The sequence below is a fragment of the Aeromonas schubertii genome (assembly GCF_000820105.1).
GTDB classification, from domain to species: Bacteria; Pseudomonadota; Gammaproteobacteria; order Enterobacterales; family Aeromonadaceae; genus Aeromonas; species Aeromonas schubertii.
In genome coordinates this window covers 62,279-86,818 of the sequence record NZ_CDDB01000033.1, presented here as the reverse complement: position 1 = coordinate 86,818, position 24,540 = coordinate 62,279, and the positions used below count along the sequence as shown (strand labels likewise).

Here is a 24,540-nt window from a genome sequence, read left to right as displayed (position 1 = left end):
AACTGACTGGCATTACGCCATTGGCGAGCCTTTTCATTCCTGTCGGAATTAGTTGAGCTTCTCTTTGATACGAGCAGCTTTACCGGACAGGTTGCGCAGGTAGTACAGCTTGGCGCGGCGAACGTCACCACGACGCTTCAGCTCTACGCTGTGGATCAGCGGAGAGTGAGTCTGGAATACACGCTCAACACCTTCGCCGTTGGAGATCTTGCGAACGGTGAAAGCAGAGTGCAGACCGCGGTTACGCTTGGCAATAACAACGCCTTCGAAAGCCTGCAGACGCTCTTTACCACCTTCTTTAACGCGAACTTGAACACGCACGGTATCGCCCTGGGCGAAAGCCGGGATATCGGTACGCATTTGCTCTTGTTCAAGCTGTTGAATAATCTTGCTCATTGTCTTTTCCTACCTAGGGTTAACTGATAACTCTACTTAACGATGTCCTGCTGTTCGCGAACATACTCGGCAAGAAGTGATTCTTGCTCGTCAGTCAGAGCTAGGTTGTTAATAAGTTCCGGCCTTCTCAGCCAGGTCCGTCCGAGAGACTGCTTCAGTCGCCAGCGCCGAATCAGCGCATGATTACCACTCAGCAGCGCCTCTGGCACCGTCAGCCCATCCAACACCTCGGGCCGGGTGTAGTGGGGATGATCCAGCAGGCCATCCGTGAAGGAGTCCTGCTCGGCGCTGGCCTGATCACCCAAGACCCCGGGGACCAGACGCGATACCGCGTCGATCAGGGTCATGGCAGGCAGCTCGCCGCCACTTAGCACGTAATCACCGATGGACCACTCTTCGTCGACCTCGGTCTGGATTACCCGCTCGTCGATACCCTCGTATCGACCGGCCACCAGAATCAGCTTCCGGTTGACCGCCAGCTCGGTGACGCCAGCCTGTGTCAGCTTGCGCCCCTGCGGTGAGAGATAGATGACTTTCGCCCCGTCACCTGCCGCCTTCTTGGCCGCGTGAATCGCATCACGCAGCGGCTGAACCATCATCAACATGCCGGGCCCACCACCATAGGGTCGATCATCGACCGTGCGGTGTTTGTCGTGGGTAAAGTCCCGGGGGTTCCAGCACTCAATCTGCAGCAGGCCATTCTTGACGGCCCGACCCGTTACCCCGTGTTCGGTAATGGCTCGGAACATTTCCGGGAAGAGGCTGATTACCCCAATCCACATATGAAACCTCCGACACCGAATGTCAGGGAACTAGAAACCAGGATCCCAATCAACTTCGATTGTTTTGGCAGCGAGATCCACATTGAGGATCACCTGCCCTTCCAGAAACGGCAACAGCCGCTCCTGTTTGCCAAAGGCATCTTTTACATTCGCCTTGACGACCAGCACATCGTTGGAGCCGGTCTCCATCAACTCAGTCACCTTGCCGAGATCATACCCCTTGGTGGTGACTACGGAGCAACCGATAAGGTCGCGCCAGTAGAACTCCCCTTCGGGCAGTTCCGGCAGCAGTTCCGGATTGACGCCAATCTCGAGATTGGTCAGGGCGAGGGCTTCTTCGCGCAGGTCGATACCGTCCAGCTTGCAAATCAGACCCTTGTTGTGACGTTTCCAGCCGGAAACCCGGATTTCGCGCCACTCCCCGTTTTGCTGAATCAGCCAGGGGTTGTAATCGAAAATCGCTTCGGCAACGTCGGTGAAGGAGTTCACTTTGAGCCAACCCTTGATACCGTAAACGGTACCGAGTGTGCCCATGACTACAGGTTTTTCCACCTCGGGACTCCTTACCTTACAGACTGATTAAGCAGCCTTGCGGGCGTCTTTGATCAGCTTGGCAACGCGATCGGACACGTTGGCGCCAGTGGCAACCCAGTGGTCGATGCGAGCCAGATCCAGGTTCAGCTTTTCAGCCTGACCGGCGGCGATCGGGTTGAAGAAGCCTACGCGCTCGATGAAGCGGCCGTCACGGGCGTTACGGCTGTCGGCAACTACTACCTGATAGAACGGACGCTTTTTCGCGCCACCACGCTGTAAACGAATGGTTACCATATCGTCCTCATAAACATCAAATGAACAAGGCCCGCAAACACGCGGACCCTAGCTTAAAATAAGCCGCATAATTCTACTTGGATTCGGAACAAATGCAACCGAACCTGCCATTTTTTGCCCAATAGAAACGCAGAGGGCTCGCCGTAGCGAGCCCTCCCGGTCGGGTCAGAATCCACGACCACCGCCGAAGCCCGGCGGCATCATACCGCGCATCTGGCTCATCATCTTGCGCATACCGCCCTTGCCGGACATCTTCTTCATCATCCGCTGCATCTCGGTGAACTGCTTGAGCAGGCGGTTCACATCCTGCACCTCAACCCCGGCACCGGCCGCGATACGGCGCTTGCGTGAGCCCTTGATGATGTCGGGATGGGCGCGCTCCTTGCGCGTCATGGAGCCGATGATGGCCTCCATACGCACGGTCAGCTTGTCATCCATCTGATCCTTGACGTTATCGGGCAGGCCGGACATGCCGGGCAGCTTGTCGAGCAGCCCCATCATGCCGCCCATGTTACGCATCTGGGCCAGTTGCTCGCGGAAGTCCTCGAGATCGAACCCCTGCCCCTTCTTGACCTTCTCGGCCAGCTTGGCGGCCTTCTCCTTGTCGACGCTACGCTCCACCTCCTCGATCAGGGAGAGTACGTCACCCATGCCGAGGATACGGGAGGCGAGTCGGTCCGGGTGGAACGGCTCGAGGGCGTCGGTCTTCTCACCGACACCGATAAACTTGACCGGCTTGCCGGTGATGTGGCGCACCGACAGGGCGGCACCACCGCGGGCGTCACCGTCCGCCTTGGTGAGGATGACACCGGTCAGGGGCAGCGCCTCGTTAAATGCCTTGGCGGTGTTGGCGGCGTCCTGACCGGTCATGGCGTCAACCACGAACAGGGTCTCGATGGGCTTGATGGCGGCGTGGAGATCCTTGATCTCCTCCATCATCTCGCCATCCACATGAAGACGACCCGCGGTATCGACGATCACCACGTCATAGAACTTCTTGCGGGCGTGGTCGATGGCGCCGTTGGCGATATCGATGGGTTTCTGGGTCGCCTCGCTCGGGAAGAAGTCGACACCGATGTCGCTCGCCAGGGTCTCGAGCTGCTTGATCGCCGCCGGACGGTAGACGTCGGCACTGACCACCAGCACCTTCTTCTTGTTACGCTCTTTGAGGAATTTGGCCAGCTTGCCCACCGACGTGGTCTTACCGGCACCCTGCAGACCGGCCATCAGTATGATGGCGGGGGGCTGGGCCGCCAGGTTGAGCTGCTCGTTGGCCTCCCCCATGACGCCGACCAGTTCGGCGTGGACGATCTTGATGAAGGCCTGACCCGGGCTCAGGGACTTGGCGACCTCCTGGCCGACGGCCCGCTCCTTGACGCGCGCCACGAAGTCACGCACCACGGGCAGCGCCACGTCGGCTTCCAGCAGGGCCATGCGCACTTCACGCAGGGTCTCCTTGATGTTCTCCTCGGTGAGGCGGCCACGGCCACTGATGTTGCGCAGGGTGCGCGAGAGTCGATCTGTCAAATTCTCAAACATGACGCGTTCCGAATGTCTTGGCGTTGCAAATTGGCGGCATTATAACCCAGCATCGGCTGCGGCACGATGGCAGGCTGGGTCCGATGAGCCGGATATGGGGGCAGGATCGGAATTGCACAACTGGCGAGCAGGGCGCCGCAGAGGGTATACTGCCTATCTTGACCACAGAAGAGCTTGCTCGGCAACGACTTACCTATGATCGTCCTCTCCGTTCTGGCGCTGGCCTTTTATCTGCTGGCCATCATCGCCTCCCTGCATCTGCTGCTCTCTCCGGGAGCGCAGGGACACAGGCAACTGTTTGCCTGTGCCGGACTGGCCCTGCTCTGCCATCTTTTCTCGCTGACACAGGAGGTGCTCACCCAGTCGGGGCAGAACCTGAGCCTGCTCAATGTCGCCTCTCTGGTCAGCTTCATCATCAGTGCCTTCATGACCGGTGTGACCAAGCGCTTCAATGGCTGGCTGCTGCTTCCTGTGGTCTACGGCTTTTCGGCCCTGCTTATCGTGGCAGACACCCTGATCCCGAACCACTTCATCACCCACCTGGAGTCACACCCCCAGCTGCTGCTTCATATCGGGCTGGCCCTCATCGCCTACTCCGTGCTCTCCATCGCCAGCCTGTTTGCCCTGCAGCTGGCCTATCTCGACTATCGCCTCAAGGCGCGCAAGCTGACTCACCTGCCAGCCATGCCCCCTCTGATGACGGTCGAGAAGCGACTGTTTCGCCTCATGACGGTGGGCCTGTTCCTGCTCACCCTCTCCATCGCCTCCGGCTTCTTCTTCCTCAGCGACATGTTTGCTCAGGGCAAGGCCCACAAGGCGATCCTCTCCATCATCGCCTGGTGCGTCTATGTGTTCCTGCTATGGGGGCATCACGTCCATGGCTGGCGGGGTCGCAAGGTCGTCTGGCTGAGCCTGTTGGGCAGCCTGATCCTTACTCTCGCCTATTTTGGCAGCCGCTTCGTCAAGGAGATCCTCCTGAGCTGACGATGGCCGCACTCTATCAACCAACCAAGGGAGTCCTTTTTGGATAGCATATCGACGGGCACACTACTCATCGTTCTGGTGCTGCTCATCCTCTGTTCCGCCTTCTTCTCCAGCTCCGAGACCGGCATGATGTCACTCAACCGCTACCGGTTGCGTCATCTGGCCCAGACCAAGCATCGTGCGGCCCGTCGGGTCGAGAAACTGCTCGAACGCCCCGATCGTCTGCTCGGCCTCATCCTCATCGGTAATAACCTGGTCAATATCCTCGCCTCGGCCATCGCCACCGTGGTCTGCATTCGTTTGTTCGGAGATCTCGGGGTCGCCGTGGCCACCTTCGGCCTGACCATAGTCGTGCTCATCTTTGGCGAGGTAACACCGAAGACCCTGGCGGCCATGTTCCCCGAGCGGATCGCCTATCCGGCCTCCATCGTACTCAATGCCCTGATGGTCCCTCTCTCCCCCTTCGTCTGGATGATCAACGGCGTGACCAACCTGCTGCTGCGGATGCTGCGCCTGCAACCGGGTTCGGATCACTCCCTCAGCCCCGAAGAGCTGCGCACCATAGTCAACGAAGCGGGTAGCCTGATCCCCCAGCGCCACCAGGACATGCTGCTCAGCATCCTGGATCTCGACAAGGTGCTGGTCGAAGACATCATGGTGCCGCGCAACGATATCTATGCCATCGACATCAACGACGACTGGAAGAGCATAGTGCGCCAACTGGTGCACAGCCCCCACACCAAGGCACTGCTCTATCGGGATAACATCGACGATGTGGTGGGCTTTCTGCATGCCCGCGATGCCCTGCGACTACTGGCCAAGGAGCAGTTCAACAAGTCGAGCCTGCTGCGGGCGGTCAAGGAGATCTACTTCATCCCCGAGGGCACGCCCCTCAATGTGCAGATGGCCAAGTTCCAGCGCAACAAGGAGCGCATCGGTCTCATCGTCGACGAGTACGGGGATATCCAGGGGCTCATCACCCTGGACGATATCCTCGAGGAGATCGTCGGTGACTTCACCACCTCCATGGCGCCGACACCGAGCGACGAAATTCACCCCCAGCCCGATGGCACCTATCTGGTGGAGGGGTCGGCCAACATTCGCGAACTCAACAAGGAGATGGGCTGGCATCTGCCCACCGACGGACCGCGAACCCTCAATGGTCTTATCCTCGAATACCTGGAAGATCTGCCCCAGCCCAACATCAGCCTGCGCCTGGCCGGCTATCCCATCGAGATCGTCGAGGTGGAGCAGAACATGGTGAAGCTGGTGCGTCTGATGCCCGCCCTCTATCGCCGCGAGCGAGAGAACGAACACTGATGAAAAGCAGGGGCGGCCAACTGGCCGCCCCCTTACTCTTCGGGCTCCTCTTCCACCGTCAGGGTGGGAATGAGCTGACCGAATACCTGTTGCAGTTCACTGCGATTGGCGAGGAGATCCTCCAGGGTATAGTTGTCCATCACCCCCAGGAAGGCGTTCATCGCCTCCTTGAGCGCCCCCTTGAGCAGACAGACAGAGACGATGTGGCAAACCGGAGAGCCACAATCGATCCCGTCGAGATTCCCTTCCAGCTCACGAATTACCGCCCCCACGTTCACCTCGGCAGGCTTCACCGCCAACCAGATCCCCCCGTTCTTGCCTCGCTGGGAGCCCAGATAACCCAGCTTCACCAGCTGGTTGATCACCTTGACCATGTGGTTGCGTGAGACGTCATAGAGGGCCGAGACCTTGCCCACACTCGACAGCTCCCCCTCCGGCAGGGTGGCCAGATAGAGCAGGGCTCTCAGTCCAAAATCGGTATAGCTGGTCAGTCTCATAATGGGTGCTTGCTCTCAATGGCGATGAAAGATTGATCTGAATCAAATAAACATTTAGGATGCCACTTATGTAAGTGACATTTTATATGTTTAATTAAAGCGGAGATCACCATGCTGGATCAACAGACGATTGCCACTATCAAGAGCACCATCCCCCTTCTGGAGTCAGCCGGACCCGCTCTGACCCGCCACTTCTACCAGCGCATGTTCACCCACAATCCCGAACTCAAGGATGTCTTCAACCTGGCCCACCAGCACTCGGGGGGTCAGCCGGTGGCACTGTTCAACGCCGTCGCGGCCTATGCACGCCATATCGACAACCTGTCGGCCCTGACCGGCGCCGTCGAGCGCATCGCCCACAAACACACCGGCTTCCTGATCAAGCCGGAACAATACCACATAGTAGGTAGCCATCTCTTGGCCACGCTCAAAGAATTGGGGGGCGAAGCGGTCACCGATGAGATTCTGGCCGCCTGGGAGAAGGCCTATGGTCTGCTCGCCTCCATCTTCATCGGCCGCGAGGAGCAGATCTATGCCGAGCGGGAAGAGGCCACAGGTGGCTGGCGCGGCACCCGTCCCTTCGTCATTCGTCAGAAGCGCATCGAGTCCGATCTCATCACCAGCTTCGTGCTCGAGCCCAAAGACGGGGAAAGCGTGGTGGACTTTATTCCTGGCCAGTACCTGAGCCTGCAGCTGAGCCACCCCGACCTTGCCCATACCGAGATCCGGCAGTACTCCCTCTCCGATGCCCCCAATGGCCGCAGCTATCGCATCTGCGTCAAACGGGAAGCCGGTGGTCAGGTCTCCAACCTGCTGCACGATCGCCTCGAGGAAGGAGACGAGCTGGACGTGATCCCGCCGGCGGGGGATTTCTTCCTCAATGCGACCACCAATACGCCGATCGTCCTGCTCTCCGGTGGCGTGGGGCTCACCCCCATGCTGGCCATGCTCAACCAGCTGATCGTCACCGGTCATCAAGGGGAAGTTCGCTGGCTGCACGCCTGTGAATACGGTGGCCTGCACGCCTTTGCAGATGACATCGCCGGCAAGGCTGCCCGTCTCCCCAACCTGGAGGCGAGAACCTGGTATCGTCAGCCACGTGCCGGGGATGAGGGGAAGTTCGACTTTGCCGGCCAGCTGGATCTCGAGCAGGTCAACGAGCTGCTGCCGGCGGGAGCCCACTACTACTTCTGCGGTCCGGAAGGGTTCATGAGAGAGGTGAAACGCCAGTTGAGTGAACGCGGAGTCGAAGAGGGGCGCCTGCACTACGAGTTTTTTGGCCCCCATCAGAGCCTGTAACCAGCAAGGGGCGTGCCTGGCACGCCCCTCGTTTTAGTGCATCGCCTTGGCGCGTGTCACCACATTGTCGGGCATCTTGCTGGCAAGACGCGAGAGCAGTGAGGCCGCCTTCTGGTGCAACTGCTTGTCGCCAATCACGGCATTATGGAGCCAGCGATAGGCGCTCTCGTAGTCGAGCGGACTACCGTGACCCGCTACCAGAAATTCCACCCATTCGATCTGGGCCTTGGTAAACCCGGCCCCGGCCGCCTCACGCAGCATCACCTCGGCACGTTGCAGATCCTTTTGTACCAGGATCCCCTTCCAGTAGTAGCGCCCCAGCTGTTCCAGCGCCGGAGCCAGCCCTTGATCGGCGGCCTCTCGCAGGTAGGAGACACCCAGTTCGGCATTGCTCCCGGTGCAGACGCCCCAGGCCAGCATGTCTCCCCACAGGAATTGATAGGCGGGGATCTTCATCACGCTGGCACGGGCCTCGATATCCTGGGTCAACTGGCACTTGTCATCTTTCACCCGCTTGAGATGGGTTCCCTGCTCGATCCAGGTGAGCAACTCATCCTGGCTATAGAGCTGTACCGCCTCCATGGGCGCCTCACTCCCCGCCGGGGCACGCACCACGGGGATCGCCTCGGCCCCCCAGGCGAAGGCCGCCATACCCCACAGGGACAAACAGAGCATCTTCTTCATACCACCTCCTGCTGTTCCTGTTTATCGGCCGCCGGGCGGCACACTGAAATGCAAAAGGGGAGCCTGGGCTCCCCTTCTTCTCGCGGCCGACTTACTTGACGAAGTCGATACCGAGCTGGATGTCACCCTTGAGGGTATCCAGCATGCTGTCCATGGCCTGCTGTTCGAAGGCACTCAGGGCACCGTACTCCAGCACGGCTTCGACACCGTTCTTGCCGAGCAGCACCGGCTGGGCGAAGAAGGTGGCGTGCTCGCCGTTACCTTCCACATAGGCACACTCGATGACGTTGGCGTCGCCCTGCAGGCCCTTGATAAGGGAGAGGCCGAAGCGGCAGGCTGCCTGACCCATGGAGAGGGTGGCAGAGCCGCCACCGGCCTTGGCTTCCACCACTTCGGTACCGGCGTTCTGGATTCGCTTGGTCATGGCAGCAACCTCTTCCTCGGTGAAGGTAGCCCCTTCAACCTGGGAGAGCAGCGGCAGGATAGTGGTGCCGCTGTGACCGCCGATCACCTTGACGCGTACATTGTCCACGTTCAGCCCCTTGGCCTCGGCGACGAAGGTCTCGGCACGGATCACGTCCAGGGTGGTGACACCGAACAGACGGCGCTTGTCATAGACACCGGCCTTCTTCAGTACCTCGGCAGCGATGGCGACCGTGGTGTTGACCGGGTTGGTGATGATACCGATCAGCGCCTTCGGGCAGGTGGCCGCGCACTTCTCGATGAGGTTGCGAACGATTCCGGCGTTGATGTTGAACAGATCGGAGCGATCCATGCCCGGCTTGCGAGCCACACCGGCTGAGATCAGCACCACATCGGCACCGACCAGAGCCGGCGTCGGATCCTCACCACTGAAGCCCTTGATCTTTACATCGGTCGGGATATGGCTGAGATCCACGGCGACACCCGGGGTCACCGGGGCGATGTCATAGAGGCTCAGCTCGGAGCCGGCCGGCAGACGGTTTTTCAGCAGCAGAGCGAGGGCTTGGCCGATGCCACCTGCGGCACCCAGTACGGCAACTTTCATGATCAACTCCCTGTTTAAGCGTAGGTTTAAGGCACTATGTTCTTGTGCGCCTCACCTTACTGGATCACCCCCGAAAAAACAATCTGATAACAGGCTCAGCGTCGGGTTCTGTGAGGCACCGGGCAAGGGGAGAAGATTGTCACGGGAAAATACCTATAAGTAGATACAAGACACGGTTTTTCCCCATTTTTATGCTCATTCGACCCCTCACAGCTGAAAGCGCAAGGCCCGCCGCTCCAGGATTCTGAACATGACCGTTAACAATCCATTCATACCCAGGTAGAGGCAACCGGCCACCCCGAACACCGCCAGGGTGTCATAGGTCTGGGCGTTGAGGCGCTGGGCCAGCCCCATGATATCCATGATGGTGATGGTGCTGGCCAGTGAGCTCCCCTTGAGCACCAGGATCACCTCGTTGGAGTAGGCCGGCACCAGACGCCGCGCCGCATGGCGTACCTTCATCCAGAGGGTCTGCCCCGGGCCCATGCCCAACGCCCGACACGCCTCCACCTCGCCGGCCGGGATGGCATCGAGGGCCCCCTTGAACAGTCGGGTCGAATAGGCGGCGGTGTTGAAGCCGAGCGCCAGCATGGCACAGAACCAGGGCTGTTTGAGCCAGATCCAGAGCCAGCTCTCCTTGAGCCAGGAGAACTGCCCCGGCCCGTAATAGATGAGGAAGATCTGTACCAAGAGTGGCGTACCGGTGAAAAGCAGGAGCCAGACCTGCACCAGCTGGCGCACCAGAGGCACCCGACGCTCCAGCACCCAGGTCATCAGCAGGGCCAGGGTGACCCCCAGCAGCAGGCTGGCCGCCGTCAGGCCGAGGGTGGTGCCGAGCCCCTCGAGCAAGGTGGTGAGATAGGCGAGCATGACTAGCCTCCGTAGCGGCGGGTATAGCGGGCGGCCCGTCCCAGCAGCCCCTCGCTGCACAGGGAGATGACCAGGTAGATGGCGGCCGCGCTGGCGTACCAGGTGAAGGGCTCATAGGTGCTGGCCGAGGCGAGCTGGGCCTGACGCATCAGGTCATTGACCCCGATGAGTGACACCAGGGCCGTGTCCTTGAGCAGCACCAGCCACTGGTTGCCAAGCCCGGGCAGGGCGTGACGCCAGGCCTGGGGCAACACGATGTGCACGAAGGTATGCACACGCCCGAGGCCGAGAGCCCAGGCCGCCTGCCGCTGTCCCATGGGAACCGCATTGAGGGCGCCACGCAGGGTCTGGCTGGCGTAGCTGGCAAACAGCAGAGAGAGGGCCAGTACGCCACAGGCAAAGGGGCTGAACTCCACATACTCCCCGCTGATGAGAAACAGCACCTGGGTCGAACCGAAATAGATGAAGAGCACGACCAGAATTTCGGGCAGGCCACGAATGAGCGAGGTGACCAGGGCCACCGGCCAGGCCAGGAGGCGTCTGCCCGAGAGCTCGGCGGCACTGAACAGGATAGCCAGCAGCAAGCCGCCGAGCAGGGAGGCCAGCCCCAGACCGAGGGTCATGAGGGTGGCCTGTAACAGCAGATTCAACATGGATCAGTGAGCGAAGTACTTGTCATAGATCTTCTGGTAGGTACCGTTGGCCTTGATGGCCTTCAGACCCGCGTTCAGCTGGGCGAGCAGCTCGCCATTGCCCTTGGCGACGGCCATCCCGAAGCCGGTACCGAAGTACTTGGCGTCGGTCACCTTGTCACCCAGCATGGCGTATTCCGGGTGCTGCTTGAGCCACTCGGCCGCCACGGCGGTGTCGGCAAACACGGCATCGATACGGCCGTTGAGCATATCGAGGAAGGCGTTCTGATAGCTGGCGTAAGGCACGCTCAGCACCCCCTTGCTGTTCCAGTTATCCAGCACATAGCTCTGATGGGAGGTACCGTTTTGCACGCCCACCGTCTTCTGGGCCAGCTCTTCGGGGCTCTTGAGGCCACCCTTCCTGGTCACGAACACGGCGGTGTTCTCGTAATAGATGTCGGAGAAGTCGACCTGGGCGGCACGCTCCGGAGTCACGTCCATGGCAGCGATGGCCACGTCGTAGCGACGGAACTTGAGACTCGGGATCAGGCTGTCAAACGCCTGGTTGTGGAAGCTGCACTCCAGCTTGGCCTCGCTGCAGATGGCACGGGCCAGATCGATGTCGAAACCCTGGAACTCGTTCTTGTCGTCGATAAACTCGAACGGCGCATAGGTCGCCTCGGTGGCAAACTTGATCTCCTTGGCGACCACGGCACCGCTCATCAGACCCAGGGCAGCAAACAGCATGACTGCTTTTTTCATGACATCTTTCCTTATCAATGCATCAGAAATTGAGCGAAACGCTCGGTACGGGGGGCAGTGAAACACTCGGGCCCTCCCATCTCAATAATCTGGCCACGCTCCAGGTAGATCACCTGGCTGGCGATGCGGCGGGCAAACTCCACCTCGTGGGTCACCACCACCTGGGTGATGCCGGTGCCGGCCAGGGTACGGATGATCTCGGCCACCTCCTTGGTGATCTCGGGATCCAGGGCTGCGGTCGGCTCGTCAAAGAGCAGGATCTCGGGATCCATCATCAGGGCGCGGGCGATGGCCACCCGCTGCTGCTGGCCACCGGAGAGGCGGGCCGGCCAGGCATCCTGCTTGTCCCCCAGCCGCAGCTGGGCGAGCAGATAGCGACCCTTGTCGATGGCCTCGGCCCGGCCCATTCCCAGCACCTTGACGGGCGCCTCGATCAGGTTCTCCATCACGGTGAGGTGGGGCCACAGATGATACTGCTGAAACACCATGCCGACCTTGCGACGCAGGGCCTGGCTCTGACGGGCAAACTCGGCAGCCCCGAGGGCATACGGGAAAGAAAATTCAGCGCCCCCTATCTGCAGGGTGCCGCTGTCCGGGGTATCGAGCAGGTTCATCAGGCGCAGCAGAGAACTCTTGCCGGCACCGCTTGGGCCCAGCAATACCAGGGTCTCACCCGGTTCGGTACGAAACGAGACATGCTGCAGAATGGGGTGTTCCTGCCAGCTCTTGACCACATGGGACAACTCAATAGCCATACAGAGATAATGAATAAGTTTGCAGAAGGAAGCTCCGATTCTAGCCTTAACGTTGGCCAAAGCAAGCCAAAATTGAATCAATATGCACTACAAATCGCTCTTTCTTGCAAAAAGCGGGGGCCGAATGCAGAATAAGCGGGCTAACACCCCTGCCGCCTGGGCACCACAGGCATCCTTACGCTGAGACCAAGATGAAACATAACGACAAGCAAGAGAAGCTGGCGAAGGCTTTCAAGGCCTTGCTCAAGGAGGAACGGTTTGGCTCCCAGGCGGAAATCGTCGCCGCCCTGCAGGAAATGGGTTTCGAGAATATCAACCAGTCCAAGGTATCCCGGATGCTGAGCCGCTTCGGCGCGGTGCGCACCCGCAACGCCAAGATGGAGATGGTCTACTGCCTGCCGGTCGAACTGGGCGTGCCCACCACCTCCAGTCCCCTCAAGAACCTGGTGCTGGATATCGACCACAACGGCGCCCTGGTGGTGATCCACACCAGCCCGGGTGCGGCCCAGCTGATTGCCCGCCTGCTCGACTCTCTCGGCAAGGCGGAAGGGATCCTCGGCACCATCGCCGGTGATGACACCATCTTCATCACCCCGACCAGCGATACCGAGATCGAGGAGCTCTACATGTCGGCCCTCGAGTTGTTCGAGCAGACCCCCTGAGTCTGACCGCCCAGAGACAACAAACCCGGCCTCGGCCGGGTTTGTGCATTGTGGGGCTCACGCTCCCTGACGCGCCAGGAAGTCGCTGCTCGGGGCGAAGAAGGCGGCGCCGGTCACGGCCCGGGTGAAGCGCAGCAGGTGGTCGAAGTGGCCACCCTCTCCCTTGTACATGCTGGCCAGCATGGCATTGAAGTGGAGCGGAGTGCGACAGCAGGAGATGAAGTAGAGCCCCTGCTCGCTCATGGAGCCCCAGGGCATGCTCTGGCGCAGTATCTCCATCGACTCCCCCTTGGGGGTCTTGAGATTGACCCGCTTGATGTGGGCGGTGAGCGGCTTGTCCACCGACTCGTACTCGATGTTGTCGACCTTGGTGCGGCCTATGATGTCTTCCTGACTCTTCAGGGCCAGCTTCTCCCAATCGCTCATGGCGTGGACGAAACGCTGCACATGCAGGTAGGAGCCACCGGCGAACTCGCCGCCCTCGACCAGCGCCACCTCGGGCCTGTGATCCCCCTGCGGGTTCTCGGTACCATCCACGAAGCCGGTCAGATCCCGGCAGTCGAGGTTGCGAAAACCGCGCTGCTCCTCGGCAATCGTCACCAGACCGGCGAGCAGGGCCAGCAGTCGATGACCGGCGTGGTGCAGCACATCGACCCGGTCGGCACGCAGTTGGACGAAGAGATCGAACGGGGTGTGGGGCGCCTCGTGACCGTTGGCAGACTGGGCCATGAAACCACGCAACTGCTCGGGGCGGGCGGCAGGGTAGAGGGAGTCCCACGCCTCGGAGCCGATGGCCACCAGGCCGCTGAAGGCGGCATCGGGAAAGTCGGCCTGCACCGACTGCCACAGGGCCGGAGTCCTGGCCAGGCGGGCCGCCAGCTCGCCGGCGTCACCGCAACGGTTGAGCATCAGGTAGAGTGCGTGCAGGTTCGGTTCGGCACAGACGCCTTGTTGGGCTTGCATATCCTATCTCCCTCATCGAGTTGAGCGGACCATTATAGGCTCGTCGGGAGCCCGATCCTTGCTCGGGAACAAATCAGGGTTCAAACAATACCAGTGGATGGGGGGCCACCTCCACCCTCACCGCCCCCATCGGCAGCGGCTCGGCGCAGCTCGCCTCCAGCGTCAGATCGCCGCAGGCGATGCTCACCTTGCAGTGATGGCCGAGAAACTGCTGCCCCACCAGGGGCCAGCCTGCCACATCCGGCTGCAGATGCAGCTGGCGCGGGCGCAGCATCAGGGAGAGGCGGCGGCCGGTGGCGTGACCATGGGGCTCGCTGCCGGTCACCTCACCGAGCGGCGTCATCACCCGACGCTCGTCCAGCACCTCGGCCGGCAGGTAGTTGACCGCCCCGAGGAACTCGGCCACGAAGCGGTTCTCGGGTCTGCGATAGAGCCGCTCCGGCTCCCCCACCTGCTCGATGTGACCGCTGCGAAACAGGGCCAGCCGATCGGCGAAGGCGAATGCCTCCTCCTTGCTGTGGCTGACAAACACGGCTCCGATGCCGCGACTCTTGAGCAGGGCACGGATCTCGGCGATGAGTTTCATCCGTACCTGGGTATCGATATTGGAGAAGGGCTCGTCGAGCAGCATCAGGCGCGGCTGGCAGACCAGGGCCCGGGCGATGGCGACCCGTTGCTGCTGCCCCCCGGAGAGCTGGTGTGGATAGCGGTCGGCCAACCCCTGCAGGTTGACCAGCTCGAGTACCCTGGCCACCTCGGCAGCCTGCTCTCCCTTGGGGCGTTGGCTGATGCCAAAGGCGATGTTGCCCGCCACCGTCAGGTGGGGGAAGAGGGCATAGTCCTGAAAGATCATGCCGATCTGGCGCGCCTCTGGCGCCACCATGACCCCCTGCCCCTCCAGGGTCTCCCCCCCCAGGCGGATGGTGCCCGCCGCGAGGGGCAGCAGGCCGGCGATGGCCTTGAGCAAGGTGGTCTTGCCACAGCCGCTCGCCCCGAGCAGGCAGACGATCTCGTTCTCTCCCACGGTCAGGGAGAGATCTTCCAGCACGTTGTGGCCATTGTAGCGGCAGCTCACCCGCTCGACCGAAAGCACCGACATGGGCGACTCCTTGGATTCAGTGGCCCTGGCCGTCGAGAGAGCGGTTGACCCAGATGAGGGGCAACAGACCGACCAGGACGATGACGATGGCCCCGAGCGCGCCGCGCTCGAGCATTTCGTCGGAAACGAATTGATAGACATGGGTGGCCAGGGTCTCGAAGTTGAAGGGGCGCAGCAGCAGGGCCGCCGGCAGCTCCTTCATCGACTCGATAAACACCAGCATGGCACCGGCCAGCAGACCGCGCCGCACCAGAGGCAGGTGCACCCGACGCAACATGCCGACACTGCGCTCACCCAGGGTGCGCGCCGCCATGTCGAGGCTGGGGGCTATCTTGCCCATGCTGCTCTCTACCGAGCCGATGGCGATGGCGCAAAAACGCACCAGATAGCCGAAGACGATGGCGGTGAGGGTGCCGGTGAAGAGCAGGCCGGGGCCGCTCATACCGAGCCACTCGGCCAGATCGTTGATGGCAAAGTCGAGGGAGGTCAGGGGCACCAGCACACCGATGGCGAGCACGGTCCCCGGCAGGGCGTAGCCGAGGGCCGCCAGTCGCAGGGGGATCAGGCTCTTCACCCCGCCGTCGAGGCGGCGGGTGAAGAGCAGCAGCAGGGAGAGCGCCACCGCCAGCAGGGCCACCAGCCCCGAGATCATCAGGCTGTTGCCGGAGAAGCGCACGAACTCCGGCGTCCAGGAGGGGCCGGCGTAGTCGATGGCATAGTCGAGCAGGATGGCAAACGGCAGGGCGAAGCCCGCCAGCACCAGCCCCCAGCACCAGATAGCCGCCAGGGCGCGCCACAGCGGTGAGAGGGGATAGCAGAGGGGGGGCTCGTGACCCATTCCCTTCTGGAACACCTGACGCCGACGGCGACTGAGCCGCTCCAGGGCGATGAGTGCCGCCACCCCCACCAGCATCAGGCAGGAGAGGGCCGAGGCCGCCGAGAGGCTGCCGTAGCCGAGCCAGGTGTCATAGACCGCCGTGGTGAGGGTGTTGACCGCGAAGAAGTGCACGGTGGCGAAGTCGGCCAGGGTCTCCATCGCCACCAGGGAGGCGGCCACCATGATGGCGGGCCGGGCCAGCGGCAGGCTGAGGCGACGGAAACTCTGCCAGGGGCTGCAGCCGAGCAGCCGACTCGACTGGATCAGGCTCACCGACTGCTCGAGGAAGGAGGCCCGGGTCAGCAGATAGACATAGGGAAAGAGCACCAGCGCCAGCATCCAGGCCGCTCCGCCGAGGGAGCGGATCTCGGGCAGCCGCAGCTCGGGCCCGAACCAGGTGCGCAGGGTCGCCTGCAGGGGGCCGGAAAAGTCGAGCAGATCCGTATAGACGTAGGCGACGATGTAGGAGGGCATCGCCATGGGCAGCATCAGCGCCCACTCCAGGGCACGCCGTCCCGGCACCTGGCACATGGCCACCAGCCAGGCGGTCGGCACCCCGAACAGCAGCGAGAGTGCCACCACCAGCACCATCAGCAGCAGGGTATTGGCCACGTAGGTGCCGAGCACCGTATCGACCAGATGCGAGATCACCGCCCCGTCGGCAGACGGGGCGGAAACGAAGAGGGCCACAATGGGCAAGGCCAGCAGCAGGCCCGTGAGCCAGCTGCCGGCCATCCAACCGGAATACTTCATCGGTTTCCTGACACGGGTGGGGAAAACCCCCACACCTTACAGATCGAACTTCACTTCATCCAGCAGCGTCAGGGCATCCTTGCGCAGTTTTGCGTAGTCGCTCACCGCCAGGCTGTCTGCCTTGAAGTCACCCCAAGACTTGACCAGTGCCGAGCGCTCCACCCCGACCTTGACCGGATACTCGGTGTTGAGCTCCGCATAGAGGTGCTGGGCCTCGTCACCGGAGAGGAACTCCATCAGCTTGACGGCGGCCTCCTTGTTCTTGGCGTACTTGGTCATGGCCATGCCGCTCACGTTGACATGGGCGCCGCGGTTCTGCTGGTTCGGGAAGTTGATGTAGACGGCGTCGGCCCAGGCCTTCTGGGCCGGATCGGCCAGCATCTTGCCGAGGTAGTAGCTGTTGCCGAGCGACAGGTCGCACACCCCGTCCTTGATCGCCTTCACCTGATCCCGGTCGTTGCCCTGGGGCTTGCGGGCCAGGTTGGCCTTGACCCCTTCCAGCCACTGCTTGGCCTCGGCCTTGCCGTGGTGGGCGATCATGGAGGCGATCAGAGCCACGTTGTAGTCGTTCTTGCCGCTGCGCACGCAGATCTTGCCCTTGTATTCGGGCTTGGCCAGATCCTCATAGCTGATGGCGTCCAGCTTGCCGAGACGCTCCTTGCTGGAGTAGATGGCCCGCACCCGGGTGGTCAGGGCGAACCAGCGATCGTCAGGATCGCGCAGGGAGGCGGGGATGTTCTCCTCCAGGGTCTTGCTCTGCACCGGTTGCACCAGGTCTTTGTCCACCAGCTCGGTCAGGCGGCTGATGTCGGTGGTCAGCATCAGATCGGCCGGGGTCAGCTTGCCTTCGCGCTGCAGGCGCTCGGTCAGACCATCCTTGGCGAACACCAGGTTCACCTTGATGCCGCTCTCCTTCTCGAACTGCTCGATGATGGGCTTGATCAGCTCATCCTGGCGGTTGGAGTAGACGTTCACCTCTTGGGCGGCGAAGGCCGCGGGGGTCGCCACGGCAGCAAAAAACAGTGCCAGAAGAGTCTTTTTCATGATTTTGTTCCTGGATCGTTGGCGCAAGTAGCAATTATTCTCGTTTGTATTTTGCATACTCCTCTTCCCGATACAAGCCCATCCCCTTGCTGGAACCCTCTTTTTCAATCGACGACTCAATAAAACGATGACGGAGATCAAGAAGTTCGACCCGCCTCCTCCCAGGCATTACAATCCCTTCCATTCGAACAGAGCCGCAAGAACCCATGCTGATCCTCTCCAGCCGTTGCCACATCCCCGATCAAGAGCTGCAATTCCAGACCATGCGTGCCCAGGGGGCCGGCGGCCAACACGTCAACAAGACCGACTCCGCCGTCTGGCTGCGCTTTGACTACCGCGCCTCACCCACCCTGCCGGACCACTACAAGGAGGGGCTGGATCGCCTGCGCGACAGCCGGGTACACGACGGCTTCATCCTGATCCGAAGCGAATGCCACCGCAGCCAGGAGATGAATCGCCAGGAGGCCAGAGAACGGCTGCTGCTGCTCCTGAAGAAGGCGGCCGAGCGCCCCAAGGCACGCCATGCCACCCGCCCGACCCGCGCCTCCCAGGTACGCCGGGTCGACGCCAAGAAGCGCAAGGGGGCCATCAAGGCAGGCCGCCGCGCCCCCATGGGTGATTAAATGACCAGCTTTCAGACCCTGCTCGCCCTCGCCCAGCTGCTGGCCCTCCCCCTGCTGGTGTTGAGCCGTCACCTCCCCCTGCCGGTCGCCCTCTTCTACGTCACCATGAGCCTGCTCACCTTCCTGGTCTATGGCTGGGACAAACGGGCCGCCCGCCTCAAGCGTCAGCGCATCCCCGAGCAGACCCTGCACACCTGGAGCTGGCTGGGCGGTTGGCCCGGCGCCCTGCTGGCACGCCAGTTCTTGCGCCACAAGTCGAGCAAGAAGGAGTACAGGCTGCCCCTGTGGCTGAGCGTGGCCGGCAACCTGCTCTTCTTCGCCGCCCTGCTGTGGTGGTGCAACCCCTGAAAACAGAAGAGCGTGGCCGGTGCCACGCTCTCTCGTCTCAGAAGATCCCCTTCTGCCTCACCTTCTGCATCTTCTCGGTCGGCGGGGCCATCTCGGCCAGGCTCAGCTCCTCGGTGGTGCTGCCCCGACTGCTCTCGACCGGGGTCGAGACGGCGCGCCCGCTCAGCCTCAGTTGTTGCAGTTGCAGCGCCTGCTGCTCGGCCAGGGCGCGCAGCCGCTCCAGCTCGCCGTGCAGCCGGGCAAATTCTGCCTGTTGCGCCTCCAGCAAACTCTCAAGCCGCGCCTCCTGCGCCTCGCCGGCCACCTCCCGCTCCGTCTCCCCGCTGGCGCGGGTATGGCTCAGCAGCAGCTGGATCTGCTCCAGCTGGCGGGGGGAGAAGCTCGCCTCCGGCTGTTCGGCCTCCATCCCGGGGACCCGCGGCAGCAGCTCGCAACGGAGCAACTCGGCGGTGAGCTCGGCCAGGGTCAGGGGCTCACGTCCGATAGACTCGGCCACGTGCTGACAGAGGCGCGGGCTCAACAGGTGGAGCTGCAAGCCGGCCAGGTAGACGCTGCGATGGAAGGTCCGCATGGTCATGCTGACGTCGTCCCGCTCGCTGCCACTCTGGCGCAGGCCCAGATACCACTGCTGCAGCGCGCCGGCGGCCCGCTGATCCGCCGCACTGTGCGCCGGATTGAGGTAGAGGGAGAGGTTGAGCTTCTTGCCCGGGTTCATCACTCGACCTCGAGCAGCATGGGCTCGGCCAGATCGATGGTCACCTCCTCCGCGTGGTAGAGGCAGATCTCCCGGGAGAGGGCGCTCTGGGGATTCTCTATCATCATCACCCGCTCACCCAGGGTCGGGTACGCCTCGCGGATTGCCGCCTCGATAAGGGGGGCGCCACCGCCGACCAGATAGACCCGGTTCGGATTCTTGGCGAACTTCTTCGCCTCGAAGGCGACCTGATCCCCCAACTCCTGGATCTTGGTCTCGATGCGGCGCAGGATATCCGGGATCCGCGACTCGTCGTTGACCACGCTCTGGACGAAGGCACTGTCGTGGCGGCGCTTGATCAGCTCGTTGGCCACCAGGTAGCTGGAGTCGCTGTCGGCCGCGGCGAGGGACTTGCGAGCGGCATCGGTCACCATGGAGACGCCGATCTCGTTGTTGCCGTAGATGGCCGAAACGTCGTCAAACTCCCCCACGATGATCCCCATGTCGAGGGTGGTGCCGCCACAGTCGATCACCAGAGACTTGGTGAACTCGTTGCAGTTGGAGTCGAGCAGATGGGAGAGCACGGCCGGCAGGCTCTCTGGCATCACCTCCACATCCACTATGCTGAACAACTCGCCCTTGTTGAGGCTGATCTCGCGCATCAGGTTGTGGCGCTTGGCCTCGATCTTCGCCTCGTTACGCTGGCAGTCATCCGGGTTGTAATACTCGGTGATGGGCAGGGTCACCACCACGCTCACCGGCCCCGGAACCAGCCCGGTCTGCAACAGGGCGTGGTGTACCGCCAGCAGGTTGAGATCGTCGTACTGATACTCGATATGGGTGGTGGAGAGGGCCTTGTCGGAGGTGGCGTCATAGGTGTACTTGGTGGTGCCTATGGTGTAGTTGAACACCTTCTGGCCCCGCAGCAGGGCCGCACTCTTCCAGTCCTTGCGAAAGGAGTTGGGAGAGACCACCGTCTTGAGCACGCCCCCTTCGATCCAGCTGACTTTGACATTGGTAGAGCCATCGTCGATGGCGAACTTGATACGGGCTTGGTTCATCGGAAGAGTCTCGGCAGGTGAAATGGCGCCAGGGCGGCTTTATCGGCTACAGCGACCAGAGCGTCACTTTTCTTGAATAAAAACAGGGGGCGCAGTCTCCCGCGCCCCCTCTCGTACTCTCTCGGTGTTATTCCGCCCGAAGACGGAAGCGGACCCGCCGGCGCCGAGCCGCTGGCGGGCCGGGATCCTTACTGCAGACTCAGGGCCAGGGTCGGGTGTTCCTTGTCCTGGGCCTTGAGGGTGAAGGTGAAGCGACCGGCCTGACCCAGCTCGACGGCCAGATTACCGCCGTTCTTGCACAGGGTGACCTGCTCACCGGCCTTCAGGGTCGGGGTGTCATCGCACTTGCCGTAGTTGAGGCTGCCCCAATTGGCATCAGCGACCTTGGCCTCGGTCGTGCCCACCTTGTCGGCCGCCACCTCGGTGGCAAACTGATAGGCGTAGTTGCCGCCGAAGGCGAACTCGTTGACCGCATCCCACTGGCCCAGCAGACCACGCAGATAGACCTTGGTGTTGCCAAAGGGCGGCACGGTGGCGAGATCCACCTTCTTGCCCACCGGCAGACCGCTGCGCTCGGCGCTCTGGGGCTTGACGAAGAGGGCGGCCGACCAGGGAGAGACCTTGACCACGCTCCCTTCGACCCGGGAGTCACCGGCGATGCCGGCCACGTTGTGCCTGTCGCTGAGCACCAGGGTCGAGAGGTCGATGGGCTGACCTTCGCTATCCACGAAGTTACCAACGCTCTGCTCGCTGTTGGTGGCGTTGATCACCACCAGCACCCCGTCGGCGGAGGCATCCAGATCTGCGCCGGCCTTGCTGCCGTCGTCGATGGTCATGGCAATCAGCCCAGGCACCTGACCCGGCCCCGTGTTGCGGAAGTCGACCCGCTTGATCACCTCGTCACCACTGCCCAGACGCAGCAGGGGAGTGGAGTAGCGCAGACGCACCAGCTCCTGATAGAAGCCGTTGACCCGCACCATGTCGGCACCGCTCGGCTTGGCGTGCTTGGCCAGCACCTGCTCGATCAGGTCGTAGTTCCCCTCGTCCTTGTCCTTGCGCGGCAACCCCTTGTCGAAGTTGTTGTCGGTCAGGGTGTAGTCCACCTTGTTGTACCAGTCACCCGAGTCGTAGCTGTCCCGCTCCATGGACTTGGAGCGCAGCAGCTCGCTGCCGGCGTGGGTGAAGGGAATGCCCTGTCCCAGCAGCACAGTGGCCAGCGAGACCCCCTGCATGCGCACCAGATCCGCCCCCTCCGGCGCCTTGTAGGCGAGGATGTCGAACAGAGTCTGGTTGTCGTGCTTGGAGACATAGTTCTGGATCTCGACAGGATCCTGGGCATAACCGGCCGCCTGACCGTTGTAGTCGATCTCGTCACCGCGCTTGGGCAGGCCATCCTTGTCAGTCAACACGAAGGCCTTGAGGTTACCGGCCATGCCGAGACGGGTCAGATCCGCCAGGTGCAGGGCCTGCTCCTTGCTCACCTTGCTCATCTCGTTGGGGTAGACGAAGGCGCCGTTGCCGAAGCCCTGGCTCTCGCGCAGGCCGTTGCCACCGTCGAAGGGGCTGCCGCCACGCACCGAGTCGCGCAGGCGATCGGAGAAGGAGCCGATGCCGGTGCCGGCCAGGTGTTTCTGGGTCGCCTGCTCGAAACGCTTGTCGTCCCCCACCTCACCGAAGTTCCACCCCTCGCCGTAGAAGTACATCTCGGGGTTGACCTTCTTCACCGCCGCCAGGGCCTCCACCATCTGTGACTTGGGATGGTGGCCCATGAGGTCGAAGCGGAAGGCATCGACCTTGTACTCCTTGGCCCAGGTGACCAGAGAGTCTTCGATCAGCTTGGCAAACATGGCGTGTTCCGGCGCCGTGTTGGAGCAGCAGGTGGAGTTCTCGACCGCACCGGTTTCCGGATTGAGGCGTTGGTAATACCAGGGGACTATCTTGTCGAGCACCGACTTGGAGCCGAGCCCGGCCTCATTGGTGTGGTTATAGACCACGTCCATCACCACGTTCATGCCGATGTTCTGCTTGATGGACTGCACCATCTCGCGGAACTCCTTGATGCGGGTCGTCCCCTCGGCATTGGTAGCATAAGAGCCTTCCGGCACCGTGTAGTGGTAAGGATCATAACCCCAGTTGAAGGAGTCCACCCCGCGCACGTAGCCGTAGAGGGCCTGCACCTTGGGCGAGGCCTTGCTGTCGCTCCCCTTGAGGCTCTCCAGCACCTGGCCGACGGTCTGGCCGCCCGCACAGTAGCCGGCAAACTCCGAGCTCGTCACGTCCGGATTGACCTGGCACAGCTTGCTGAAGGGATCGTCCAGATTGGCCACCTTGGCCGGATCCTCGTTGACGGTGGCGATGTCGAACACAGGCAGCAGATGAAGGTGGCTGACCCCGGCCTCGGCCAGGGACTTGAGGTGCTGCACCGGCACCGAGTTGGCCTGGGTCAGGCCGACAAACTTGCCGCGTTTGGCGGCATCGGTAGAGGCATCGTTACCGGTCAGATCCCGTACGTGGGCCTCATAGATGGTGATGTCGGCCGGCTTGCTCTGGCTGTGGGGCGCCTTGAGGTCGTCCCAACCGGCAGGCTTGAGGGCCGGATCCTCGAGATCCACCACCTGGCTGAACTCGGAGTTCATGGAGAGGCTCAGGGAGTAGGGGTCCGTCACCTCATAGCGTTCCAGCTTGCGGCTGATCGGGTGGTAGACCTCCATGGCGAAGCGGTAGAACTTGCCCACCAGCTCGCTGCCCCCCTGATAGCTCCAGCTGCCGCTGGCCGCGTCATAGGTCATGACCTGCTCGCCCAACGCCTGATGGTTGGCGTCGTAGAGGGCCAGCTTGACCGACCTGGCCGTCGGCGCCCAGAGGCGGAAAGCCACCTTGCCATCCTTGACCTGGGCACCGTACTCCAGCCCCTTGGCGTTGCCCGCATAGAGGGCATCGAGGGCGCCGGCGCTCTGCACCAGGGTCGCCCCCTGCAGTATGCCCTCGCCATCGGTCGCCAGGGCCACCAGTTCCCCCTTGAGCAGGGGCTTGAGATCCTTGCCGGCCGGCAGGCGGAAGGCCGCCTTCTCCTTGAGGTGGGGATACTTGGCCTTCTGGGCCTCGGTCAACTCGACTGGCGTCAGGCTGATATAGGGGAAGACGAACTCGCCCTTTTCGTTGGCCTGGATCGGGCCGCTATCGGAGTAGTAGAGGCGCACCAGCCCCTTATCCTTACCCCCTTCCCAGATCAGGGTCTCACCGTCGATGAGGTGGGCACTGGCCCCGGCCACCCCGAAGGCGGCGGTGAAGGCCTCGGCACGGGTGCCGTAGATCTGATCCTTGCCGGCCACGATGGCGACGGTGCGATCCGGATGCTCCGCAAACTGTACCTTAAGGTCGTTGCTCAGCTTGCCAAGGTTGCCGTCACGGGCGATGAAGTTGATGCACCCCTCGACCTTGGCCAGGGGGATCACCCAGGCCGGACCGAAGTTGTCAGACTGGATCGGGGTCTTGGACTTGTCGTTCCAGTCGCTGTTGAGGCCGGCTGGATCGGTGGCACTGCAGGCATCGTTGTTCCACAGGTGCATGCTCCAGTCGGTGTAAGGAGCATCGGCACTGCGGGCGGCGGCACGCTGGGTATCGACCAGGGCGATCACCGCCTCGTTCTTGCCGGCGGTCACCAACTCACCGGGAGGGGTCACATTGGGCAGACGGGCCACGGGACCATCTGAGGGGGGCACCACGGGAGTCGTGGTGGAGTCATTGCCGTTACATCCGGACAATAGGGCAAGCAGTGACACTGTCGCCAGTGCCACTTTGGTCTTCTTCATATCCATATTTTTATTATTCCCGCTGTAGTTTGTCTCTGGACCTGTGTGTCCATGGCCCGATGGCTCGGGCGACGACATAGTAATCAGGTGATGCGGGGGATGAACGTGATCTCTTTGGCAGAAAATCCTTTTCTATCAGCTGGATGGTGGCTTTTATCCGAAATTTGGAGATGGCTCACAGACGCGCATGAAGCGGGAGAGTTGAACTGAAAGGGTCCCTCATCCAAGG

General features: G+C 62.0%; 25 protein-coding genes. 6 read left to right on the top strand and 19 right to left on the bottom strand.

Annotated features, from left to right (window positions below; translation table 11 throughout):
- Positions 1–48: 48 nt before the first annotated feature.
- From rplS to ffh, 5 genes are all read right to left on the bottom strand, one after another.
- Positions 49–396: a 50S ribosomal protein L19 gene (gene rplS, locus BN1133_RS06710; protein ID WP_005345623.1), complete on the bottom strand. Its 348-nt coding sequence runs from the start codon at positions 394–396 to the stop codon at positions 49–51.
- Positions 397–428: 32 nt separating this feature from the next.
- A complete protein-coding gene (gene trmD, locus BN1133_RS06705) occupies positions 429–1,178 on the bottom strand; it encodes a tRNA (guanosine(37)-N1)-methyltransferase TrmD (RefSeq protein ID WP_050665763.1) in 750 nt (249 codons plus the stop codon).
- Positions 1,179–1,208: 30 nt separating this feature from the next.
- The gene (gene rimM, locus BN1133_RS06700; RefSeq protein ID WP_082177934.1) at positions 1,209–1,730 is read right to left on the bottom strand and encodes a ribosome maturation factor RimM; all 522 of its coding nucleotides are present in this window, start codon (positions 1,728–1,730) and stop codon (positions 1,209–1,211) included.
- A 27-nt stretch (positions 1,731–1,757) separates the two neighbouring features.
- Complete coding sequence (gene rpsP, locus BN1133_RS06695) at positions 1,758–2,006, bottom strand: 30S ribosomal protein S16 (protein ID WP_050665761.1); 249 nt, start codon at positions 2,004–2,006, stop codon at positions 1,758–1,760.
- Positions 2,007–2,171: 165 nt separating this feature from the next.
- A complete protein-coding gene (gene ffh / locus BN1133_RS06690) occupies positions 2,172–3,545 on the bottom strand; it encodes a signal recognition particle protein (RefSeq protein ID WP_050665760.1) in 1,374 nt (457 codons plus the stop codon).
- A gap of 195 nt (positions 3,546–3,740) precedes the next feature.
- Between ffh and BN1133_RS06685 the strand changes: the two genes are divergently transcribed.
- On the top strand, positions 3,741–4,529 hold the full coding sequence (locus tag BN1133_RS06685; protein WP_050665759.1) for a cytochrome C assembly family protein: 789 nt from the start codon (positions 3,741–3,743) through the stop codon (positions 4,527–4,529).
- 39 nt (positions 4,530–4,568) lie between these two features.
- A complete protein-coding gene (locus BN1133_RS06680) occupies positions 4,569–5,849 on the top strand; it encodes an HlyC/CorC family transporter (RefSeq protein ID WP_050665758.1) in 1,281 nt (426 codons plus the stop codon).
- Between the two features lie 32 nt (positions 5,850–5,881).
- Here the strand turns inward: BN1133_RS06680 and BN1133_RS06675 are convergent, their stop codons facing one another.
- Complete coding sequence (locus tag BN1133_RS06675) at positions 5,882–6,346, bottom strand: Rrf2 family transcriptional regulator (RefSeq protein WP_050665757.1); 465 nt, start codon at positions 6,344–6,346, stop codon at positions 5,882–5,884.
- A 111-nt stretch (positions 6,347–6,457) separates the two neighbouring features.
- On the opposite strand from BN1133_RS06675, the gene hmpA reads away from it, so the two are divergent.
- Positions 6,458–7,645: an NO-inducible flavohemoprotein gene (hmpA, locus tag BN1133_RS06670; protein WP_050665756.1), complete on the top strand. Its 1,188-nt coding sequence runs from the start codon at positions 6,458–6,460 to the stop codon at positions 7,643–7,645.
- A 33-nt stretch (positions 7,646–7,678) separates the two neighbouring features.
- Here the strand turns inward: hmpA and BN1133_RS06665 are convergent, their stop codons facing one another.
- The 6 genes from BN1133_RS06665 to BN1133_RS06640 form a co-directional block, all read right to left on the bottom strand.
- Positions 7,679–8,329 (bottom strand): tetratricopeptide repeat protein, encoded by a 651-nt coding sequence (locus BN1133_RS06665; RefSeq protein ID WP_136612727.1) that lies wholly within the window; start codon positions 8,327–8,329, stop codon positions 7,679–7,681.
- Positions 8,330–8,420: 91 nt separating this feature from the next.
- Complete coding sequence (gene mdh / locus BN1133_RS06660) at positions 8,421–9,356, bottom strand: malate dehydrogenase (RefSeq protein WP_050665755.1); 936 nt, start codon at positions 9,354–9,356, stop codon at positions 8,421–8,423.
- A 207-nt stretch (positions 9,357–9,563) separates the two neighbouring features.
- Complete coding sequence (gene artM / locus BN1133_RS06655; protein ID WP_050665754.1) at positions 9,564–10,226, bottom strand: arginine ABC transporter permease ArtM; 663 nt, start codon at positions 10,224–10,226, stop codon at positions 9,564–9,566.
- A 2-nt stretch (positions 10,227–10,228) separates the two neighbouring features.
- Positions 10,229–10,879, bottom strand: coding sequence for an arginine ABC transporter permease ArtQ (gene artQ, locus BN1133_RS06650; RefSeq protein WP_050665753.1), 651 nt, complete (start codon positions 10,877–10,879; stop codon positions 10,229–10,231).
- Between the two features lie 3 nt (positions 10,880–10,882).
- On the bottom strand, positions 10,883–11,620 hold the full coding sequence (locus tag BN1133_RS06645; RefSeq protein WP_050665752.1) for a lysine/arginine/ornithine ABC transporter substrate-binding protein: 738 nt from the start codon (positions 11,618–11,620) through the stop codon (positions 10,883–10,885).
- 14 nt (positions 11,621–11,634) lie between these two features.
- Positions 11,635–12,375 (bottom strand): ATP-binding cassette domain-containing protein, encoded by a 741-nt coding sequence (locus tag BN1133_RS06640; protein WP_050665751.1) that lies wholly within the window; start codon positions 12,373–12,375, stop codon positions 11,635–11,637.
- A gap of 191 nt (positions 12,376–12,566) precedes the next feature.
- Here BN1133_RS06640 and argR point away from each other — a divergent pair, with 191 nt between their 5' ends.
- A complete protein-coding gene (gene argR / locus BN1133_RS06635) occupies positions 12,567–13,037 on the top strand; it encodes a transcriptional regulator ArgR (protein ID WP_005345571.1) in 471 nt (156 codons plus the stop codon).
- Positions 13,038–13,094: 57 nt separating this feature from the next.
- Here the strand turns inward: argR and BN1133_RS06630 are convergent, their stop codons facing one another.
- The 4 genes from BN1133_RS06630 to BN1133_RS06615 form a co-directional block, all read right to left on the bottom strand.
- Positions 13,095–14,000 (bottom strand): Dyp-type peroxidase, encoded by a 906-nt coding sequence (locus BN1133_RS06630; RefSeq protein ID WP_050665750.1) that lies wholly within the window; start codon positions 13,998–14,000, stop codon positions 13,095–13,097.
- A gap of 73 nt (positions 14,001–14,073) precedes the next feature.
- Positions 14,074–15,099: an ABC transporter ATP-binding protein gene (locus BN1133_RS06625; RefSeq protein ID WP_050665749.1), complete on the bottom strand. Its 1,026-nt coding sequence runs from the start codon at positions 15,097–15,099 to the stop codon at positions 14,074–14,076.
- A gap of 16 nt (positions 15,100–15,115) precedes the next feature.
- The gene (locus BN1133_RS06620) at positions 15,116–16,729 is read right to left on the bottom strand and encodes an ABC transporter permease (protein ID WP_050665748.1); all 1,614 of its coding nucleotides are present in this window, start codon (positions 16,727–16,729) and stop codon (positions 15,116–15,118) included.
- A gap of 36 nt (positions 16,730–16,765) precedes the next feature.
- Entirely contained in the window at positions 16,766–17,773 is a 1,008-nt protein-coding gene (locus BN1133_RS06615) for a Fe(3+) ABC transporter substrate-binding protein (protein WP_050665747.1), read from the bottom strand.
- Positions 17,774–17,979: 206 nt separating this feature from the next.
- Here BN1133_RS06615 and arfB point away from each other — a divergent pair, with 206 nt between their 5' ends.
- Both arfB and BN1133_RS06605 read left to right on the top strand, forming a co-directional pair.
- Positions 17,980–18,396 carry an alternative ribosome rescue aminoacyl-tRNA hydrolase ArfB gene (gene arfB / locus BN1133_RS06610; protein ID WP_050665746.1) on the top strand — a complete coding sequence of 139 codons (417 nt, stop codon included), beginning with the start codon at positions 17,980–17,982 and terminating at the stop codon, positions 18,394–18,396.
- Complete coding sequence (locus BN1133_RS06605; protein WP_197273652.1) at positions 18,397–18,744, top strand: DUF1294 domain-containing protein; 348 nt, start codon at positions 18,397–18,399, stop codon at positions 18,742–18,744.
- 37 nt (positions 18,745–18,781) lie between these two features.
- On the opposite strand, the gene BN1133_RS06600 is transcribed toward BN1133_RS06605, so the two are convergent.
- The 3 genes from BN1133_RS06600 to pulA form a co-directional block, all read right to left on the bottom strand.
- Positions 18,782–19,459, bottom strand: coding sequence for a hypothetical protein (locus BN1133_RS06600; protein WP_050665745.1), 678 nt, complete (start codon positions 19,457–19,459; stop codon positions 18,782–18,784).
- Entirely contained in the window at positions 19,459–20,499 is a 1,041-nt protein-coding gene (parM, locus tag BN1133_RS06595) for a plasmid segregation protein ParM domain-containing protein (RefSeq protein ID WP_050665744.1), read from the bottom strand. Before parM ends, BN1133_RS06600 begins: the two co-directional genes overlap by 1 nt.
- 188 nt (positions 20,500–20,687) lie before the next feature.
- On the bottom strand, positions 20,688–24,317 hold the full coding sequence (pulA, locus tag BN1133_RS06590; protein WP_231686245.1) for a pullulanase-type alpha-1,6-glucosidase: 3,630 nt from the start codon (positions 24,315–24,317) through the stop codon (positions 20,688–20,690).
- Positions 24,318–24,540 lie beyond the last annotated feature (223 nt).

Bases quoted from the DNA above. Each gene is read 5' to 3' on its own strand.
- rplS (WP_005345623.1), bottom strand. From the start codon at position 396: ATGAGCAAGATTATTCAACAGCTTGAACAAGAGCAAATGCGTACCGAT.
- trmD (WP_050665763.1), bottom strand. From the start codon at position 1,178: ATGTGGATTGGGGTAATCAGCCTCTTCCCGGAAATGTTCCGAGCCATT.
- rpsP (WP_050665761.1), bottom strand. From the start codon at position 2,006: ATGGTAACCATTCGTTTACAGCGTGGTGGCGCGAAAAAGCGTCCGTTC.
- ffh (WP_050665760.1), bottom strand. From the start codon at position 3,545: ATGTTTGAGAATTTGACAGATCGACTCTCGCGCACCCTGCGCAACATC.
- BN1133_RS06685 (WP_050665759.1), top strand. From the start codon at position 3,741: ATGATCGTCCTCTCCGTTCTGGCGCTGGCCTTTTATCTGCTGGCCATC.
- BN1133_RS06675 (WP_050665757.1), bottom strand. From the start codon at position 6,346: ATGAGACTGACCAGCTATACCGATTTTGGACTGAGAGCCCTGCTCTAT.
- hmpA (WP_050665756.1), top strand. From the start codon at position 6,458: ATGCTGGATCAACAGACGATTGCCACTATCAAGAGCACCATCCCCCTT.
- BN1133_RS06665 (WP_136612727.1), bottom strand. From the start codon at position 8,329: ATGAAGAAGATGCTCTGTTTGTCCCTGTGGGGTATGGCGGCCTTCGCC.
- mdh (WP_050665755.1), bottom strand. From the start codon at position 9,356: ATGAAAGTTGCCGTACTGGGTGCCGCAGGTGGCATCGGCCAAGCCCTC.
- artM (WP_050665754.1), bottom strand. From the start codon at position 10,226: ATGCTCGCCTATCTCACCACCTTGCTCGAGGGGCTCGGCACCACCCTC.
- artQ (WP_050665753.1), bottom strand. From the start codon at position 10,879: ATGTTGAATCTGCTGTTACAGGCCACCCTCATGACCCTCGGTCTGGGG.
- BN1133_RS06645 (WP_050665752.1), bottom strand. From the start codon at position 11,620: ATGAAAAAAGCAGTCATGCTGTTTGCTGCCCTGGGTCTGATGAGCGGT.
- BN1133_RS06640 (WP_050665751.1), bottom strand. From the start codon at position 12,375: ATGGCTATTGAGTTGTCCCATGTGGTCAAGAGCTGGCAGGAACACCCC.
- argR (WP_005345571.1), top strand. From the start codon at position 12,567: ATGAAACATAACGACAAGCAAGAGAAGCTGGCGAAGGCTTTCAAGGCC.
- BN1133_RS06630 (WP_050665750.1), bottom strand. From the start codon at position 14,000: ATGCAAGCCCAACAAGGCGTCTGTGCCGAACCGAACCTGCACGCACTC.
- BN1133_RS06625 (WP_050665749.1), bottom strand. From the start codon at position 15,099: ATGTCGGTGCTTTCGGTCGAGCGGGTGAGCTGCCGCTACAATGGCCAC.
- BN1133_RS06620 (WP_050665748.1), bottom strand. From the start codon at position 16,729: ATGAAGTATTCCGGTTGGATGGCCGGCAGCTGGCTCACGGGCCTGCTG.
- BN1133_RS06615 (WP_050665747.1), bottom strand. From the start codon at position 17,773: ATGAAAAAGACTCTTCTGGCACTGTTTTTTGCTGCCGTGGCGACCCCC.
- arfB (WP_050665746.1), top strand. From the start codon at position 17,980: ATGCTGATCCTCTCCAGCCGTTGCCACATCCCCGATCAAGAGCTGCAA.
- BN1133_RS06605 (WP_197273652.1), top strand. From the start codon at position 18,397: ATGACCAGCTTTCAGACCCTGCTCGCCCTCGCCCAGCTGCTGGCCCTC.
- BN1133_RS06600 (WP_050665745.1), bottom strand. From the start codon at position 19,459: ATGAACCCGGGCAAGAAGCTCAACCTCTCCCTCTACCTCAATCCGGCG.
- parM (WP_050665744.1), bottom strand. From the start codon at position 20,499: ATGAACCAAGCCCGTATCAAGTTCGCCATCGACGATGGCTCTACCAAT.
- pulA (WP_231686245.1), bottom strand. From the start codon at position 24,317: ATGGATATGAAGAAGACCAAAGTGGCACTGGCGACAGTGTCACTGCTT.